Below are 17,633 nucleotides of genomic sequence, written 5' to 3' on the forward strand. Positions count from 1 at the left end.
TCAAACAAATCTTTACGGTGGGGTGAAATGAGTAATCGAAATCTCAGGATGTTCGACTTTAGCCGAGTCGATCCTTTTTATCCTTCTTTTGAACCTGTATTTTTAGGAGGTGAAAAATACTTGAAGAAACGAATCATTCCAATGCTCTATTTGATAGTGCTCATCGTTTCCGTTTCAACGATTAGTGCAGCAGCAGAAGAGGAAGAAGTTAAAAATACCATTTATGAAGAAAGAATGGGCTTATTTAAAAAAACAGAAGCATTAACTCAAATACCTTGGTATTATTTTGCTGCTATTGATAACTTTGAGCGAAATATATTAGATAGCAATGAGCCTGAACAAGTTGTTTCCATTGATATACCAGATGAAATTTGGTTTGGAATTGGGAATATAGGGAAAAACAAAGACATTGGAATAGTTGAAATGCACGATGGAAAAGGAAAAGATGGAAATGGGGATGGCCAAGCTGACCCTAATGATCCGGAAGATATTTTATACACGATGGGAAATATACTTCTTGAATCCGGACCAACGGAAGACGATATTAAAATTGGATTGTGGAATTACTATCAACGCGACTTAACCGTACAAACCATCAAGAATACAGCGAAAGTGTTTCGAAAGTTTCAAGACATTAACTTAACCAATAGAGATTTCCCTGTAGCAACAAATTACAATTATAGTTATCGTAGCACCTGGGGAGATAGAAGAGGTTTTGGAGGTTTACGTATCCATGAAGGTACGGATATATTTGCCGATTATGGAACACCTGTAAAATCAACAACTTATGGTGTTGTTGAAATGATGGGTTGGAATTTATATGGTGGTTGGCGTATTGGTATTCGTGATATTTACAATATTTACCACTATTACGCACATATGAGCGGTTTTAATGACGATGTAAAAATTGGACAAGTCGTACAACCAGGTGATGTACTTGGCAGTGTAGGATCAACTGGATATGGACCTCCCGGGACTTCAGGAAAATTCCCTCCACATTTACATTATGGTATGTACAAAGATAACGGAGTAAATGAATTTTCTTTCGACCCTTATCCTTTTTTAAGAAAATGGGAACGGATGGCGAAAGATTAAAAGAAAAGCGCCCTTTTCCGTATTCCTGCAGGTAGAAAGCATAAAAATCTTTACGGCGGAGCTCCGATTAATCGCCCGCCGTAAAGATTTACATAAGTGCAACTGAGGCATCCGCCCAGAAACCTAGCGATATACCGAGTCTTCTAATCAACTTTTTTTGAACTTTTCATAGCATGAGCAATACTTAAGCCAAGGCCCCCCCAGATAATTACAATACCAATAATCATTACGACAATAGCCCCACCGGTCATTTATTTAGCCTCCTCCGATTGTTTTAGATCTTCAGAAGGTTCTTCGTTCTTCCATTTAGTAAATGTAAACAGGATACCGATTATTAAAGCACCTGCAGCAACACCCCAACCTGCTGTGGCAATAAATATATCTGGATATCCTTCATAGTTTCCTGTATCTGTTGGGAATAATCTTAATAGGTTAAGTCTAAACAAATCAAACATCATATAACCAAGAACAATTGGTGTAATCACACCTAAACTAAACGTCCACCAGGAACCTAGACGAATATCAGAAATACCATTTGCATGCTCTTTTAAATCTTTCAATTGTTTCATAACCCAACTCACTGCGATTACTTCAACTAAGCCGATAAACGCAACGCCAAATTGGTTAATAAAGTAATCCACCGTATCTAAGAAGAATAATCCACCTTGTGTAGCATATAGAAGGGATATGATGGCTGAAAGTCCCCCGGCAAACGTAACAGCTTTCGTTCTAGTTAGGTTAAATTTATCGATTATAGCAGAAATATAAGCTTCACAAATAGAAATTAAGGAGGTCAAACCAGCTAGAACTAATGACACGAAGAACAACACACCAAAGAATTCACTGAACGCCGGAATTTCATTAATAATCTGCGGGAATACTACAAATGCTAGACCAACTCCACCCGCAACAACTTCATCAATTCCTACCCCAGCTTGACCGGCCATAAATCCTAGAATGGAGAAGACCCCAATACCGGCTAATAACTCAAAACCAGAATTTCCAAAGCCGACAATAAAGGCATTATTCGTAATGTCGGATCTTTTAGGCAAATAACTTGAATAAGCAATCATGATCGCAAATGCAATCGATAAACTAAAGAAAATTTGTCCATAAGCTGCAACCCAAACATCAGATGACATAATGGCACTAAAATCGGGTTGGAAGAATGCATTAAGCCCTGTAAGCGCTCCAGGTAAGGTAATTGCACGCACAACAAGAATGAAGAATAATACCACTAATAAAGGAATAAAAATTCGGTTAGCAATTTCAATGCCTTTCTTCACACCTCTAAATAAAATGACAAATACAATCGCCCAAACAATAATAAGTGGGATAAGTACACTTGGGACAAAACTCCCTGTTTTACCCGGATCAACTGTTAATCCTAAATAATCATTAAATAAGAACGCTTCTGTATCTGATCCCCAATTTAAATTGAGTGAGAATACAGAATAAGACATAGCCCAAGCAATGATTACGGAATAATAGGTTCCAATTACAAATGCAACTAATGCTCCCCACCAGCCAATCCATTCAGCCTTTTTATTCATCCGTTTGAAAGATAGCGGGGCCGATCCACGATATTTTTGCCCAATAGTAAATTCCATAATTAATAATGGAATTCCGGCAGTAAGAAGCGCAAATAAATAAGGTATAAAAAACGCTCCTCCACCATTCTCATATGCAACAGCCGGGAATCTCCAAATATTCCCAAGGCCTATTGCAGATCCAACTGCTGCAAAAATAAAACCTGCTCTTGTCCCCCATTGTGAACGAGTTCTCATAAATTATCCTCCCTTTTTTTATTCAATCGATAACAGAAGAGAACTTAGATTAGTGTGTATTTTCAGATATTTAAAAATATTATAGCGGCATTTTCCTACTATGTCAAAATATATTTTTAAGAATTTAAAATAACTAAAAAAACTATTGACTCATTTTCAATAAATGAGTCAATAGTTCAAATTATGCATTTTTCTTATGAAAATAATTAATTCCCAAACCTATTACAATTAATAATCCAACAGTTAAAATAAAAGATAAAAATACTTGATTGGTGAAGCCCACTATCAAATATCCTACCATAGCTACTACCGCTGCAATTATTGCATATGGTAACTGTGTTAATACATGGTCAATATGGTTCGCACCTGATCCAGTTGCGGAAAGGATTGTCGTATCTGAAATTGGTGTACAATGATCCCCAAATACCGCACCAGCCAAAACTGCAGCTAATGATGGTAGAAGTGTGCTTGTATCTGTTACTAGTGCAACTTCCGCTGCAATTGGCAACATAATCCCAAAGGTTCCCCATGAAGATCCAGTTGCTAGTGCCATAAAACCTGCAATGATAAAGAATAAAAATGGTAATAAAGCGACATTCACCTGTAAATTATCAAATATATGTGCTAGGTATTCACCAGTTTGAAGAGTACCAATGATAGAACCGATCATCCAAGCAAATATTAAAATATATATCGCCGGAAGCATCGTTTTCATTCCTTCTATTAACAATTTACCTAAACTTGCTTTAGGTGTATTTTGATTTATATGAAATACAAGTGATATTAAAACAGCCGCTAAGCCACCAACAAATAAGGATAAATTTACGTCAGTGTTAGCAAAAATAGAAAAGATATTAACATTACCTTCACTATTATTGATTCCTGTTAAAAACATAGCTAAGACTGTCACAATAATAAGCACCAAAATAGGTAAGATTAGATGACGAACTTTCCCTTCAGGATGCGGTTCAAATACACCACTTAAATCTCCAGCTATTTTATTATTTTTTGGATCAATTAATTCACCCGTCCGAATAGCACGTTCCTCATGTGTTCGCATTGGACCGATATCCATTTTGAAAAAGGCTACTAGAAAAACTAATAACGTTGCTGCGATTGCATAATAGTTAAGTGAAATCATTTGGATAAATGCTTGTAATGGTTGCATATCCGTTAAGCCATTTGCAGCAAATATTCCCCCTAAAATTCCAATGATATAGGCCCCCCAGCTAGATATTGGTGATATAACTGTAACTGGGGCAGAAGTAGAGTCTACAATGTAAGCTAACTTTACCCGGGAAATTTTATATTGATCTGTAATCGGTCTAGCTATTTGTCCAACTGCTAATGCGTTGAAATAATCATCAATAAATATAATAATACCTAATAGAGCAGAAACTAGAGTTGCACCTTTACGAGTTTTCACACGTGTTAGCATCCATTTCCCAAATGCTCGACTACCACCAGAAGCTTGTAAAAAGGCAATCATCATTCCCAGTAATAATAAAAACCCTAATAACAATAAATTACCGACATTTAAAGCACCATCTAATACAAAAATCTCATAGAATGATTTCCATATTTCTTGAATGGTTCCCAAAATATTAAAATCATGTATAAATAATGCCCCTATAATAATACCAATACCTAATGATAGAATTACTTTTCTAGTTAATAGCACTAGAATTAACATTACCATAGCAGGAATAAGCGAATAAAATGTCCCTTCCATGTTGCTACCTCCAAGTTATTTTCTTATATTGATGTGTGAAATGATCGGTGTACTTCTGAAAGTTTTTTTGATAGGATACGCGGCTTTATTCATAGAATTGATAAAACATTTAAATAAATCCAAATAAAAAGAACAAAGATAGAAAATAACCATCTTTGTTCTTTACAAAATACGTTATCCTCCATTTCGATCAGTAGTTCTCCATGCAACACATATGCATGACAGTATACCCCTTATTCAAGGATATACCAGTTATAATAAGTTTGACCCCTTATTATACTTCGGCAAACAATCCTTTCATCAACAATCATCGTTGTCATTCTCCTGTTGACTACTTATCTTGTCCGCACCTCTACCTCACCGATCTGAGGTCTATTTAATTTTATCTATTTCCTAATATACTAGATTATTCATTTTCTTGCAAGTTACGATTTTTTCCTCGTTCACCAATGTCCTCCTTTGGGATAGATATGGATGGGCCGTTACTACCTCCGCCATAAAACTCCGGTACCTCTCCCATAATTGCTCCGCCGTCAATATATATTTCAGTTTGAACTGTTTTACGTTCTGTAATATAAGGAATAATGATTTGAACGTCCGCTTCTACATTCACATACAACGAAACCCAGGAGCCATTGATTCCAAATGGTTCCGTCTCTCTAACAACATTGGTACGAACTGCCCCAATTAACTCCAAATTAATTGGTATCTTGGGTCCCAAGTTTGCCAATAAAGCATTTCCTGTTATTTCACCTAGTGGCACCTCAATTAAAGTCGGATCTAGTGCAGCGCGATCTTCCGCCCCATCGTCATAGTCATAAGGTTCATGTAATGAATAATCATACGATATGGGATCCCCCCGGTTCATATGTAGGAAAAACTCCTCCACCCTGTCTGTTGCCACTCTGTTAATTTCACTTATTACAGATTGGTTCCAATTATATACTGTAACATTACCATTATCATCATAACTAATGTTTAAGACATCACTAAAATCATAACTTTCTGCAAATCGTACTGCCATATTAATCGCCCTAGTGGCAAATTCATCTGTTTTAGCTTCCGATATATTTTTTATTGCTGGTGTTATTCCTTTACTTACAATTCCAATACTTAAAATTATACACAAGACAAAAACAACCATGGTCATCAAAAAGATATTTTTCCTTGGAGGTGGTGCAAATTTTCTTCTCCCGAATCGTCTACGTGGCCCCATTAAAAATCCCCCCTAAAACAATCTATGCTTGTTTTAGCGGGGATAGAATTTATTTCTATTGCATTAAGATTTAATAACACACATTAATTACATGATTAGAGGAAGACTTCCATCAGTGGTGGTTTTCCTTTATCTCCCACTAATGGTTAGTCGCACTTATCTTGAGGTCAGAGTCTTACTGCCCGTTTAGATAGGATAAATAAAAGAGAAAGCTATAGTCGCATCCCCTCATCATTATATTTGTTTACGAAAGTCTTAATAATGCCTCTTTACCAGTCATTCCAATTTCCCAACCAAATTCTTCACGTGAAGCATCCGTTATTTTGGCTAACGGGGCATTCAATAATTGATCGATACTTCGTACACCTTCCGCACGACCAGCAATTACTTTTCTTTCTTTTAATTTTGGGTTTACATCAAAAAAATCCACATCTAATGCCGCACACATAATGTAGCCAACATCATTAGAAACCGATAATAATGTTGTTTTCGGGAGTTTAACCGTTGTTGCAACAAAATGCTTTCCTTCTATTTCTATAGGTTCTACTGTTACCATAAGAATGATAAACCTCCTTCGCAATGTATATTATATCTTTATGCATTATGTTGATGGATTGTCACTAAAAATACGACATTCCAAACAGAAGTATTTATGAATAGTGTTCTTCCAATGTTTTTACTAATAAATCTCTTAAAAATTCCGGAAGAAAAAAATGCTTCGTGTCTGATTTAGCTATTTCAGGTAATAAACGACCGAACGTAAACACATCAGCAGTCCCCAATTTATAGGTTTGATTTGCATCTAGCTCACTGCCATCAGGCAACAATGCAGTTTTTACATATTTCTCCCCATTTGGATGAAAGTTCGATACCACTTCTATACCCGAAAATACCATTTCCCCTAATACTTTACCTCGAAATCCGAACCCTTTTAACTGAAATTCTGTAAACTGCTTAGTTAAAGAAACACGAATCACTTCCAATATTTCACTACCGGTTAACTCAACTGTAACGGCATTAATCGGATGTGGACAGATGCGATGAACATCCTTATAAGCTATTTTACCAGCGGGAAGAGAATCTAATAGTAAACCTGAATTCAACATAGCAATATCTGCCTTCGTAAATTCTCGTAATGTGTTTGTTAATTCTCGCATGACTTTGGTATTTTTAAACCATCTTACCTCTATTGGGTAATCTGTATAGACAATTGGATAATTCAAACGTTGTTCCGCATCTTCTTGCAATGACATAATTTTATGCTCTGTCTCTGTATCATTTTCATACTCCGAGATATCCGTTGCATACGCTTCTTGATTAATGAGTTTTTTTTGATTGTGATCCCAGGTTAAAATAACTTCCCCAACAAAGGAACAATGTTTACCAGCTGCAGTGATTATGGTGTTATTTATTTTTTCACCAGTTCGTAATAAATGATGTGTATGACCACCTATTATTACATCTATATCTTTATATCTTCTTGCTATTTCTTGATCTTCGCTTAAACCAAGATGTGACAAGAGAACAATAATATCCGTCTCATGGCTTAATTCATGAACATACTTATCTAGTTCATCAAATGCGGATGAGATATGCCAGCCCAATAAATGATAATAATCATTAAATGGTGCCGTTAAACCTAGAATTCCAATTCTTACTCCACTTTCCGATGTTAATTTAACTTGACGATTCAACCAAAGAGGGTTTTGATTATCCGAACTATGAAGGTTCGTACAAACAACATCGAATTCGGCATCATCATATAAATGATAAAGATCATCATGGGCTAAGGTAATTCCTTCATTATTACCAAATGTCACAACATCATATCTTAAATCATTCATAAGCTGAATATTAGCTTTTCCCTTAGTCGCCTCTGATATCGGGTGAACCCGATCCATATGATCGCCAATATCAAAAAGCCAATAATCATTATCTCGAACGTTTCGCGCTGCTATGGATTCTTTTATAAACGCCGCCACTCTTGGCCATTGTTCGAAATTACTATGTAAATCATTTGTATAGTAAAAGTATAACTTCTCTTTCATCATTTAACTCCTTACGAAAGTCCTTCAATAATCATTCGTAATCCAACGATAATAAGTAAAATACGTAAGATCCATTCCAGTGTCTTTCCCGGCAGCATTTGATTAACCTTTGCTCCTAATCTGCCACCAATCCATGCTCCAGGAATAAACAATATTACATATTCCCATAAAATGTGACCTTGCACAAAATGTGTTATGGTTCCCGAGATACTTACAAAGAAAATCATAAACATAGAAGTTGCAGTAGCAATATGTGTTGGAATTCCGAACAATAACATCATGGCAGGAACCATAATCGATCCACCACCAATACCAAACAGGCCTGATAAAACTCCTACTACTAATGAAAGTATAATAGCTGGGATAACAGAAACTTTATAATGATACCTTTCTCCAGCTAATTCAACCGTTTTAACACTTTTTTGATTTGGCCTAACTTCCCTTTTAAATACGCTTTTATTAATAAACAATAGAGATGAAACAATAATCATCAAAAGTCCAAAATACAAAGTAAATACGTCTACATCAAAATAAGCATTTAATCTAGACCCAATAATACCGCCCGGAATACTACCAATTAAGAAAAGAATTCCCGTTTGATAATCCACTCTTCTACCCTTGATATAGGTTAAAGAAGAAGATAAAGCAGTAAAAATCATCGTCACTAATGATATACCGACAATAGTTTGTGGTGTTGCCCAAGCAAATGATGGGGAAATATGATTCATTAAAAATAAACTAGGAACTAATATTATCCCTCCACCCAACCCCGCAATGGAGCCAACAAACGCAGTAAGGATACCAATTAATACACAAATTATAAAAACCAAAGCTTTCCCCTCTATCCAAATATTAAACTTCACTATTTATATTAGCACTAAATGTATTTAATTCCCAACTATCGAGAAGAATCTATAGCAAAAAATTAATAATGGATTGGCAACATTAATGTTCATTAGTAATGATGATAAACCGCTACATGTTTATTTTTCGAGGATATTAAGGTATAATATATATAGAAAGTCATAGTATAATAAAAGACCGACCATGCTGGTACATGGAACGGTCTAATGTGTAACAGCCCTTCAAGGGGCAGCTCACTCGTTTGAGTTAGAGAAGTAACCAACCCAAAGGCTTGCTAGGCGTTCAATGGGTGGTTACTTTTTTTGTTGAGACAGTATGGCAACGATTAAGGTTGAGAAAGAGATCATCAAAACCAACGCTTCGAATACCGTCATATTATCACCCCCTTCTTTCAAAAAAGGGGTGAACCACCACCCATGAAAGCCCTATTACACTACAGTTAGTATAACAAATAAATGATGATTTCACATCATTTCCATGTCTACTTTTAGTAATTTTTTATTTCGTTTTATCCTTCTAACCATTGACCCATATAATTGTCCTTCTGCATTCCGTACGTGACACAAGGAATGCACGAATGAGATCCGCAAAAAAATAAATTACTCCCGCCACAAACGTTATAGTTATTTAGATTTGATCCAATTGAACCTTCATCATGAATTTAGTTTCTAGAATTTACCTATTCCCCTCGAAACACGGGCTTTCTCTTCTCAGCAAATGCTTGAACCCCTTCCTGAACATCTTTAGTTCCAAAACATTGTTTAATAAAAGCGTACTCTTGTTTTAGAATCGTTGTAAGGTCTGTGTCTGGGCTTGCAGCGAGTAATCTTTTAGAAAGCGTCATTGCTACTGGTGGTCCTGCCGCTAATTCCCTGGCAAAATTCATCACCCGTTCCTGAAATTCTTCATCAGGGAATATCCCATTGACCAATCCAATTCGTTCTGCTTCCTCAGGGTAAATATCCCGACCGGTTAAGATCAATTCGGTAGCCTTTCCCTGCCCGACCAACCGTGGTAAAAAATAGCTCATTCCCGCATCAGGGCTGAGACCGCGGCGAATGTATCCAGCTGTTACCCTTGCATTAGCAGACATGTAGCGAATGTCACAAGCCAGAGCTAGCGCAAGTCCTGCACCAGCCGCGATCCCATTGATTGCAGCAATAACCGGCTTATCACAATGAACAATCCCCAAGGCTTGATGACCAACCCAACCCAATTCATCTAATTTTTGATGACGAGATTGAGCGTCTGGATTTCTCTTCACATAATCGGTCAAATCAAGACCTGCACAGAATCCTCGCCCACTTCCGGTAATGACAATAACGCGGACTTCATCGTCAGCAGATGCCTCTGAAATTGCCTGGATAATCTCATTACTAAGTGTATCATTTACGGCATTTAGGCGCTCCGGTCTATTTAATGTTAGTGTACGAACCCCATCTTTCGTTTCTATAATAATATGTTCCATTTTTGTTCCTCCTCTATCATTTGATATCTTTTTCTTAGCTCCACAATTATATATTGATTATTCTAATTATTCATAGTATAGCATTCTTCTTAATTGCTTGTCACATTTCATTCACTAAAATAAAGATTTGTTTTGATTGATTCACCTTTTAAATTTAATGATTATATTTATGATGATGAAAGAAAAATCAGTCGGTTTTGCAACGATTAAAGTCACCCTTATTTGTTAATAGTAGGAACATAATGGCATTATTATATAGCCGAGGTGTTGCAGTGGTTGTGATTATTGGTTTTCCAGTGTTTTGGTAACCACAATTGGTTTGGGGTATATTACTCTGAGTCAAACGAAACTGACATATGATATTCGTATACTGGATACAGCTTTGCCTAAAACTTTAGCCTATTTTCTTATAACGCTTTTATATTTATCAATAATTTTAAATAACCTTCTAGTAAGAGCTACTCTTACTAGAAGGTTATTCGTTTGTATGAACTAATGAAGCTTTTTCTCTTTTCTAGGTTTAGAACTTTATCCAATAGAACCTTCCATTTCGAATTTGATTAGACGGTTCATCTCTACTGCATATTCCATTGGAAGCTCTTTTGTAAATGGTTCAATGAAGCCCATTACAATCATTTCTGTTGCTTCTTCTTCTGTTAAACCTCTACTCATTAGGTAGAATAATTGTTCTTCAGAAACTTTAGAAACCTTAGCTTCGTGCTCTAATGAAATATTGTCATTATAAATTTCATTATATGGTATCGTATCAGATTTGGATTCGTTATCCAAGATTAACGTGTCACACTCAATATTCGCGCGTGCTCCATCTGCTTTACGTCCAAAATGAACTAAACCACGATAAGTTACGTTACCACCTTGCTTAGAGAATGATTTAGACACAATTGTGGAAGATGTATTAGGTGCTAAATGATGCATTTTCGCACCAGCATCTTGTACTTGACCTTTACCTGCAATAGCGATAGAAATCGTATTGCCACGAGCACCTTCACCTTTTAAGTGGATAGCTGGATATTTCATGGTAAGTTTAGATCCAATATTTCCATCAATCCATTCCATCGTAGCATTCGCATCACATGTCGCACGTTTTGTAACTAGATTGTACACGTTGTTAGCCCAGTTTTGGATGGTTGTATAACGGCAATATGCATCCTTCTTAACGATGATTTCCACAACCGCACTGTGAAGGGAATTCGTTGTATAAACAGGAGCTGTACAACCTTCCACATAGTGTACGGATGCACCTTCATCAACGATGATTAATGTTCTTTCAAATTGTCCCATATTTTCTGAATTAATACGGAAATAGGCTTGTAATGGAGTAGTTGCTTTAACTCCTTTAGGGACATAAATAAATGATCCACCAGACCATACAGCCGAGTTTAATGCGGCAAACTTGTTATCAGAATATGGAATAACGGTACCGAAATATTCTTTAAAGAGTTCTTCATGTTCTTTTAATGCTGTATCCGTATCTAAAAAGACAATACCTAATTCTTGCAAGTCCTCTTTCAAGCTATGATAAACAACTTCAGATTCATACTGTGCAGAAACACCAGCTAAATATTTTTGTTCAGCTTCAGGTATACCAAGTTTGTCAAATGTTTGTTTAATTTCATCTGGTACTTCATCCCAAGTTTTACCTTGTTTTTCAGATGGTTTTACATAATATACAATCTCATCAAAATCCAACCCAGTGAGGTCTCCACCCCATTGTGGCATTGGACGTTTATAGAAATGTTCCAATGCTTTTAGACGATAGTCTAGCATCCACTGAGGTTCTTCTTTCATTTTTGAGATTTCTTCTACTACTTTACGAGTTAAACCTTTTTCTGTACGGAATACAGAAACGTCTCTGTCCCTGAATCCATATTGATACTCTTCTATTTCAGGTGCTTTCTTAGACAATTAAAAAACCTCCTTTAGGTATTAGCTGTAGATTCATCTTAGTAGCATACCTATCATATATGGCCTACAGTCCTAATTCTCCTCTTTAACGCCTCGTTCCATTGCTTTCCAAGCTAATGTAGCGCACTTTATACGAGCGGGAAATTTAGAAACTCCTTGAAGAGCTTCAATATCTCCCAAATCTAAATCTGTTTTTAATTCCTTTCCAAGCATCATATCCGAAAAAAGTTGAGACATTTCCAAGGCATCTTCAATTTTTTTTCCTTTTACTGCTTGTGTCATCATGGATGCAGATGACATGCTAATGGAGCATCCTTCTCCTTCAAATTTCGCATCTTTTACAATGTCATCTTCCACTTTTAATTGTAGTCGGATTCGGTCACCACAAGTAGGATTATTCATGTCAACGGAGACAGATTCTCCTTCTACAACTCCACGATTCCTAGGATTTTTATAATGATCCATAATAACTTGTCGGTAAAGTGTATCGAGATTATTCAAAGACATTCCCAAAATACTCCTTCGTTTTTAAAAGTCCATCGACTAGGGTGTCTATTTCTTCCAACGTATTATACAGATAAAAACTTGCACGAGCAGTAGCCGTAACATCAAGCCACTTCATTAATGGTTGTGCGCAATGATGACCTGCTCGAACAGCTATACCTTCAGCATCTAGAACTGTTGCAGTATCATGTGGATGAACATCATCTAAATTAAATGTAACAAGTGCTCCGCGCTCTTCAGGTCCATAAATGGTAATACCATCAATCGTGCTTAATCTTTCCAGTGCATAATCTGCTAATTTTTTATCATGCTCATAAATGTTATTCATTCCAATATCATTTAGAAAATCAATGGCAGCACCTAATCCAATTGCACCAGCAATAATTGGAGTCCCACCTTCGAATTTCCAAGGTAGTTCTTTCCAGGTGGAATCATATAAATCCACAAAATCTATCATTTCCCCACCGAATTCAACAGGTTCTGTTTTCTCCAATAGCTCCCGTTTCCCATATAGTACCCCTATTCCAGTTGGGGCACACATTTTATGACCAGAGAAAGCGTAGAAATCACAATCTAAGTCTACAACATCTACCTTCATATGTGGTGCACCTTGTGCTCCATCTACAACAATAATCGCACCATGATCATGCGCTATTTTAGCAATTTCTTTTACAGGATTGATGGTACCAAGCACGTTCGATACATGGGTAATTGCTACGATTTTTGTTTGATCGCTTACTGTATTCCGAACATCTTCAAGTAAAATCGTTCCATCTTCTTGAAGGGGAATATATTTTAATGTAGCACCCGTCGCTTTTGCAGCTTGTTGCCAAGGAATGATATTACTGTGATGTTCCATTGGTGTAATAACTATTTCATCACCTGGTTTTAAGTTAGGTCGTGCATATCCATAGGCAACGAAGTTTATGGAAGTAGTCGTTCCGCGGGTAAAGATAACTTGAGCAGCACTTTCAGCATTAATGAATGCTCGAACCTTTTCCCTAGCTCCCTCATATTGATCAGTCGCTCTTGTACCTAATGTATGCACACCACGATGGACATTAGAATTATTATTCCGATAATAATCATCCACTGCTTTAATTACCGGTAATGGTTTTTGAGATGTTGCAGATGTATCTAGATAGACTAATGGGTTTCCATTAACTTCTTGATCTAAAATAGGGAACATTTCTCTAATGGCTTTAATATCCATTAATATACTTTCCTTTCAATCACTTGTTTCAATTGTTTCTTAACTGATTCAATTGGTAATTGATCTACTACTGGCGCTAAGAAACCATGTACAACAAGTCTTTCTGCTTCCTCTTTTGATAAACCACGACTCATCAAATAATACATCTGTAATGGATCTACACGGCCTACAGATGCTGCGTGACCTGCAGTAACATCATCTTCTTCTATTAATAAAATTGGATTGGCATCACCACGAGCATCCGGGCTAAGCATTAATACCCGTGATTCTTGTTCAGAATTAGCCTTCGTTCCACCATGTTCAATTTTACCAATTGCATTGAAAATTGTAGTCGCACTTTCTTTCATAACCCCACGTTGTAGGATAAAACCTTCTGTCGCTTTTCCGTGTTGAATAATACTTGCAGTAAAGTTTTGAATTTGTTTTCCAAGTCCAACAGATACTGCATTCGCATTGGATGTTGCACCATTTCCCATTAGATAAGTAATGTTCTCAGAAACAGTATTTCCGTCATTCATTTGTCCAAGAGCCCAATCAATGGTTGCATTATGATTAGCAACACCACGACGGTTAACATATGAAGTTACACCAGATGAAAGATTGTCAACAGCACCATATGAGATTTTCGCATTATCCATTGCAATTACTTCTTCTACAATGTTTGCAATGGTTTCTTGATTGCCATCACTTGAAATATAGTTTTCTACGAATGTAAGTTTACTGTTTTCTTCCGCAACGACAAGAACATGATTAAATAATGCTAGCTCTGCATCTTCCTGCCAAAATACTGCTTGTAATGGTTCTTCGATTTGTACGTTTTTTGGTACATAAATAAATGCCCCACCGTTCATTAAAGCAGCATGTAATGCAGTTAAGCGGTTTTGATCAACTTGTACAGCATCTTTCATGAAATATTTTTCTACTAAATCACTATGTTGTTCAAGTGCTGAGAAAATATCCGTAAAAATAACACCTTGCTTCTTCAAATCATCGTTAATCGTTGCATAAGCAATAGAGTTATTTCGTTGAATAATTAAATTCTCTGGAATATTATTTTGATCAAAGTATTCTTGTAATACTTCAGGCAAATCCTTAATAGATGAAATTGCTTCCCCTTCTGTGAATTCATGTTTAAATTGGGTAAAATTCCACCTAGTAATTTTCGTCTTATCTGGTTTAGGCATTTCTAATCTTTCTGCTTGTTCCAATGCCTCTAATCGCAATGTCTTCAACCATGATGGTTCATTTCTGTTGGTTGAAATTTGCTCAATATATTCTTTATTATATGGAAGCTTTGTTTCAACAGTCATTTTAGTCCTCCTAACGTTTACGCATTTTGTTCTACAGTTTCGTCTTCGATTCCTAGTTCTTCTTTGACCCAGTCATAGCCTTCCGCTTCTAAACGTTTAGCAAGTTCTGGTCCACCTGATTTAACAACACGTCCTTGCATCATAACATGAACAAAGTCAGGAGAAATGTAGTTAAGTAAACGTTGGTAGTGTGTGATGATTAAGCAACCGAGATTTTCTTCACGCATTTTGTTAATTCCTTTAGAAACAACCTTTAATGCATCGATATCTAGTCCAGAATCAATTTCATCAAGAATAGCGATTTCAGGTTTTAATTGCATTAATTGAAGGATTTCGTTACGTTTTTTCTCTCCACCAGAGAATCCTTCATTTAGGTATCTTGTAGCCATGTTTTGATCAATTTCTAAGAAGTCTAAGTCCTTATCTAATTCTTTGATGAATTTCATTAAAGGAATTTCGCTTCCCTCTTCACGACGAGCATTAATTGCAGAACGTAAGAAATCAGAAGTAGTAACCCCAGTTATTTCACTTGGATATTGCATAGCTAAGAAAAGACCTGCACGTGCACGTTCGTCTACTTCCATTTCTAATACATCTTCTCCGTCAAGCGTGATACTACCTTCCGTTACTTCATAACTTGGGTGTCCCATAATTGCAGATGCAAGTGTTGACTTGCCTGTACCATTCGGTCCCATGATTGCGTGGAATTCTCCACTTTTTATAGTAAGGTCTACACCTTTTAAAATCTGTTTACCTTCAATTTCAACGTGTAGATTTTTGATTTCTAAAACTGATCCTGCCATAATTATACCTCCAAAGACTGATATTTTAACTATGTTGAAATGAATATTAATCCATTCTCAATCTATTCTCATTACAATCTTAAAGCATTTCCAATTAATTATCAACTTATTAACTAGTAGACTCTAGAATATAGGTTTTATAAGATAAAAGCAAAAAATATAACTTAAAATGCCGAATTGCTAAATTTGCTCTAATATTTACTTAGAAGGCTCGGACGATACCTTAGTTGCACTTATGCAAATCATTACGTTGGGGCGAGTAATCGAACCCAGACAGACAAAATTCATCAAAAAATGCTGGCACTAAGTAAGTACCAGCATTTTTTAATTTATTTATGAATTTGAGATGTAGCCTCTGCAACAATTTTTTTACTCAATGCGTAATCTTGTTCACGTCGTCTTTCAACTTTCATACGATTAGAGAGTTTTCTTTCATATTCAGAATAGTTCATCCCATGAGACTTTTCCATAGCCTTTTCCATTTCATGTGTATACTTCATGTATAACTTAATCATCCTTTCAAAAGGTATAAAATAATTTTAGCACTTGATGTTTTATCTTACAACATGAAATTCAAAGGATATAGTTCGATTCATGAACGTATAACACTCTTCCAATCATATATGATTAAGTTATACAAAATTGCTTTATTATCCTGCCAAATACTAATGTTTATTTGTCATTTTGTCCTACTGGAACTACTGCACCATCATATTTTTCTAACATAAAGTTTTGAATCTCTTCTGAGTGAAGAACTTCCACTAATTTTTTAATTGCTTCATTATCTTTATCTTCAGCGCGAACAGCAACTACGTTCAAGTATGGTGAATTTTCATCTTCAATAAATATTGCATCTTCTAAAGGATTTAATCCTGCTTCAATGGCATAGTTCGTATTAATTGCTACTAAAGCATCTGCTTCTGATTCATACATTTCTGGTAAGAATGCTGCATCAACGTCAGGTGAAAATGTTAAATGATGAGGATTATCCACAATATCGTCTACCGTTGCTTCCGCTTTTTTAACATTCTTATCTAACGTAATTAAACCTTGTGCCTCGAACAATGCAAGGACACGACCATGGTCAGCAACAGAACGACTCATAATGACTTCTGCGCCATCAGGAATATCTTCTATACTTTTAATATTTTTAGAATAAACACCCATTGGCTCTACATGAATTCCATCAAAATAATCTAAATCATTTCCAGTGTCAGCAATTGTTTGCTCTAGATATGGAATGTGTTGGAAAAAGTTCGCATCTAATTTGCCATTTGCCAAATCATCATTTGGAAAAACATAATCTTGGTATTCTTCAATATTTAATGTAATACCTTCTTTTTCTAAGAGTGGTTTTGCCTCTTCTAAAATTTCAGCATGTGGGGTACTAGAAGCGCCAATGGTGATTTCCGCATCCTCTGTTGATTCATTTGCTGAATTCTCATCTGATGATCCACCACAAGCAGTTAACACGATGGTGAAAAGTAAGACTAGTAATGTACCTAATAATTTCTTCATATTTACTCTCTCCCCTTATTATTTTTTGCTTATAAAGAAGACTTCCATCAGTAGGGATTTTCCTACATCCCCACTGATGGTTAGTCGCTTTTATCGGATCTTAACGGGTAGTTGACTTCTTTGTTCCCCTTAAGCTTGAGGTGGGGGTC

At 36.1% G+C, this 17,633-nt stretch carries 17 protein-coding genes and 1 riboswitch; of the genes, 1 reads left to right on the plus strand and 16 read right to left on the minus strand.

What is annotated here, in order from left to right:
• Window positions 1-27: 27 nt before the first annotated feature.
• Complete coding sequence (locus ACFQ18_RS00275) at window positions 28-1,095, plus strand: M23 family metallopeptidase (RefSeq protein WP_379565455.1); 1,068 nt, start codon at window positions 28-30, stop codon at window positions 1,093-1,095.
• Between the two features lie 143 nt (window positions 1,096-1,238).
• Here ACFQ18_RS00275 and ACFQ18_RS00280 read toward each other — a convergent pair whose 3' ends face one another.
• The 16 genes from ACFQ18_RS00280 to ACFQ18_RS00355 form a co-directional block, all read right to left on the minus strand.
• A complete protein-coding gene (locus ACFQ18_RS00280) occupies window positions 1,239-1,346 on the minus strand; it encodes a MetS family NSS transporter small subunit (protein WP_111014431.1) in 108 nt (35 codons plus the stop codon).
• Window positions 1,347-2,882, minus strand: coding sequence for a sodium-dependent transporter (locus ACFQ18_RS00285; RefSeq protein WP_047184628.1), 1,536 nt, complete (start codon window positions 2,880-2,882; stop codon window positions 1,347-1,349).
• 181 nt (window positions 2,883-3,063) lie between these two features.
• The gene (locus ACFQ18_RS00290) at window positions 3,064-4,614 is read right to left on the minus strand and encodes a Na+/H+ antiporter NhaC family protein (protein WP_204797604.1); all 1,551 of its coding nucleotides are present in this window, start codon (window positions 4,612-4,614) and stop codon (window positions 3,064-3,066) included.
• Window positions 4,615-4,800: 186 nt separating this feature from the next.
• A riboswitch (Lysine riboswitch) is annotated at window positions 4,801-4,977 on the minus strand.
• 43 nt (window positions 4,978-5,020) lie between these two features.
• On the minus strand, window positions 5,021-5,830 hold the full coding sequence (gene yunB, locus ACFQ18_RS00295; RefSeq protein ID WP_047184630.1) for a sporulation protein YunB: 810 nt from the start codon (window positions 5,828-5,830) through the stop codon (window positions 5,021-5,023).
• Between the two features lie 244 nt (window positions 5,831-6,074).
• Complete coding sequence (locus ACFQ18_RS00300) at window positions 6,075-6,386, minus strand: YunC family protein (RefSeq protein ID WP_047184631.1); 312 nt, start codon at window positions 6,384-6,386, stop codon at window positions 6,075-6,077.
• 94 nt (window positions 6,387-6,480) lie between these two features.
• Window positions 6,481-7,878: a bifunctional metallophosphatase/5'-nucleotidase gene (locus tag ACFQ18_RS00305; protein WP_060667542.1), complete on the minus strand. Its 1,398-nt coding sequence runs from the start codon at window positions 7,876-7,878 to the stop codon at window positions 6,481-6,483.
• 11 nt (window positions 7,879-7,889) lie between these two features.
• Window positions 7,890-8,708 carry a sulfite exporter TauE/SafE family protein gene (locus ACFQ18_RS00310; protein WP_047184633.1) on the minus strand — a complete coding sequence of 273 codons (819 nt, stop codon included), beginning with the start codon at window positions 8,706-8,708 and terminating at the stop codon, window positions 7,890-7,892.
• A 327-nt stretch (window positions 8,709-9,035) separates the two neighbouring features.
• Window positions 9,036-9,116: a putative holin-like toxin gene (locus ACFQ18_RS00315; RefSeq protein WP_225344196.1), complete on the minus strand. Its 81-nt coding sequence runs from the start codon at window positions 9,114-9,116 to the stop codon at window positions 9,036-9,038.
• Window positions 9,117-9,421: 305 nt separating this feature from the next.
• Entirely contained in the window at window positions 9,422-10,210 is a 789-nt protein-coding gene (locus ACFQ18_RS00320; protein WP_204797605.1) for an enoyl-CoA hydratase/isomerase family protein, read from the minus strand.
• Between the two features lie 528 nt (window positions 10,211-10,738).
• Complete coding sequence (gene sufB, locus ACFQ18_RS00325; protein ID WP_047184635.1) at window positions 10,739-12,136, minus strand: Fe-S cluster assembly protein SufB; 1,398 nt, start codon at window positions 12,134-12,136, stop codon at window positions 10,739-10,741.
• A gap of 72 nt (window positions 12,137-12,208) precedes the next feature.
• The gene (gene sufU / locus ACFQ18_RS00330) at window positions 12,209-12,643 is read right to left on the minus strand and encodes a Fe-S cluster assembly sulfur transfer protein SufU (RefSeq protein WP_047184636.1); all 435 of its coding nucleotides are present in this window, start codon (window positions 12,641-12,643) and stop codon (window positions 12,209-12,211) included.
• Window positions 12,630-13,853 carry a cysteine desulfurase gene (locus tag ACFQ18_RS00335; RefSeq protein ID WP_047184637.1) on the minus strand — a complete coding sequence of 408 codons (1,224 nt, stop codon included), beginning with the start codon at window positions 13,851-13,853 and terminating at the stop codon, window positions 12,630-12,632. The genes sufU and ACFQ18_RS00335 overlap by 14 nt, the downstream gene beginning before the upstream one ends.
• Window positions 13,853-15,163: a Fe-S cluster assembly protein SufD gene (gene sufD, locus ACFQ18_RS00340; protein ID WP_204797606.1), complete on the minus strand. Its 1,311-nt coding sequence runs from the start codon at window positions 15,161-15,163 to the stop codon at window positions 13,853-13,855. The genes ACFQ18_RS00335 and sufD overlap by 1 nt, the downstream gene beginning before the upstream one ends.
• Before the next feature lie 17 nt (window positions 15,164-15,180).
• Window positions 15,181-15,966 (minus strand): Fe-S cluster assembly ATPase SufC, encoded by a 786-nt coding sequence (gene sufC, locus ACFQ18_RS00345; RefSeq protein WP_204797607.1) that lies wholly within the window; start codon window positions 15,964-15,966, stop codon window positions 15,181-15,183.
• A gap of 329 nt (window positions 15,967-16,295) precedes the next feature.
• Complete coding sequence (locus tag ACFQ18_RS00350; protein ID WP_165589169.1) at window positions 16,296-16,466, minus strand: hypothetical protein; 171 nt, start codon at window positions 16,464-16,466, stop codon at window positions 16,296-16,298.
• A 172-nt stretch (window positions 16,467-16,638) separates the two neighbouring features.
• Entirely contained in the window at window positions 16,639-17,484 is an 846-nt protein-coding gene (locus ACFQ18_RS00355; protein WP_204797608.1) for a MetQ/NlpA family ABC transporter substrate-binding protein, read from the minus strand.
• Between the last annotated feature and the right edge of the window lie 149 nt (window positions 17,485-17,633).

Origin of the sequence: Oceanobacillus caeni, assembly GCF_042678465.1 — a bacterium.
GTDB classification, from domain to species: domain Bacteria; phylum Bacillota; class Bacilli; order Bacillales; family Amphibacillaceae; genus Oceanobacillus; species Oceanobacillus caeni.

Bases quoted from the DNA above. Each gene is read 5' to 3' on its own strand.
- ACFQ18_RS00275 (WP_379565455.1), top strand. From the start codon at position 28: ATGAGTAATCGAAATCTCAGGATGTTCGACTTTAGCCGAGTCGATCCT.
- ACFQ18_RS00280 (WP_111014431.1), bottom strand. From the start codon at position 1,346: ATGACCGGTGGGGCTATTGTCGTAATGATTATTGGTATTGTAATTATC.
- ACFQ18_RS00285 (WP_047184628.1), bottom strand. From the start codon at position 2,882: ATGAGAACTCGTTCACAATGGGGGACAAGAGCAGGTTTTATTTTTGCA.
- ACFQ18_RS00290 (WP_204797604.1), bottom strand. From the start codon at position 4,614: ATGGAAGGGACATTTTATTCGCTTATTCCTGCTATGGTAATGTTAATT.
- yunB (WP_047184630.1), bottom strand. From the start codon at position 5,830: ATGGGGCCACGTAGACGATTCGGGAGAAGAAAATTTGCACCACCTCCA.
- ACFQ18_RS00300 (WP_047184631.1), bottom strand. From the start codon at position 6,386: ATGGTAACAGTAGAACCTATAGAAATAGAAGGAAAGCATTTTGTTGCA.
- ACFQ18_RS00305 (WP_060667542.1), bottom strand. From the start codon at position 7,878: ATGAAAGAGAAGTTATACTTTTACTATACAAATGATTTACATAGTAAT.
- ACFQ18_RS00315 (WP_225344196.1), bottom strand. From the start codon at position 9,116: ATGACGGTATTCGAAGCGTTGGTTTTGATGATCTCTTTCTCAACCTTA.
- ACFQ18_RS00320 (WP_204797605.1), bottom strand. From the start codon at position 10,210: ATGGAACATATTATTATAGAAACGAAAGATGGGGTTCGTACACTAACA.
- sufU (WP_047184636.1), bottom strand. From the start codon at position 12,643: ATGTCTTTGAATAATCTCGATACACTTTACCGACAAGTTATTATGGAT.
- ACFQ18_RS00335 (WP_047184637.1), bottom strand. From the start codon at position 13,853: ATGGATATTAAAGCCATTAGAGAAATGTTCCCTATTTTAGATCAAGAA.
- sufD (WP_204797606.1), bottom strand. From the start codon at position 15,163: ATGACTGTTGAAACAAAGCTTCCATATAATAAAGAATATATTGAGCAA.
- sufC (WP_204797607.1), bottom strand. From the start codon at position 15,966: ATGGCAGGATCAGTTTTAGAAATCAAAAATCTACACGTTGAAATTGAA.
- ACFQ18_RS00350 (WP_165589169.1), bottom strand. From the start codon at position 16,466: ATGAAGTATACACATGAAATGGAAAAGGCTATGGAAAAGTCTCATGGG.
- ACFQ18_RS00355 (WP_204797608.1), bottom strand. From the start codon at position 17,484: ATGAAGAAATTATTAGGTACATTACTAGTCTTACTTTTCACCATCGTG.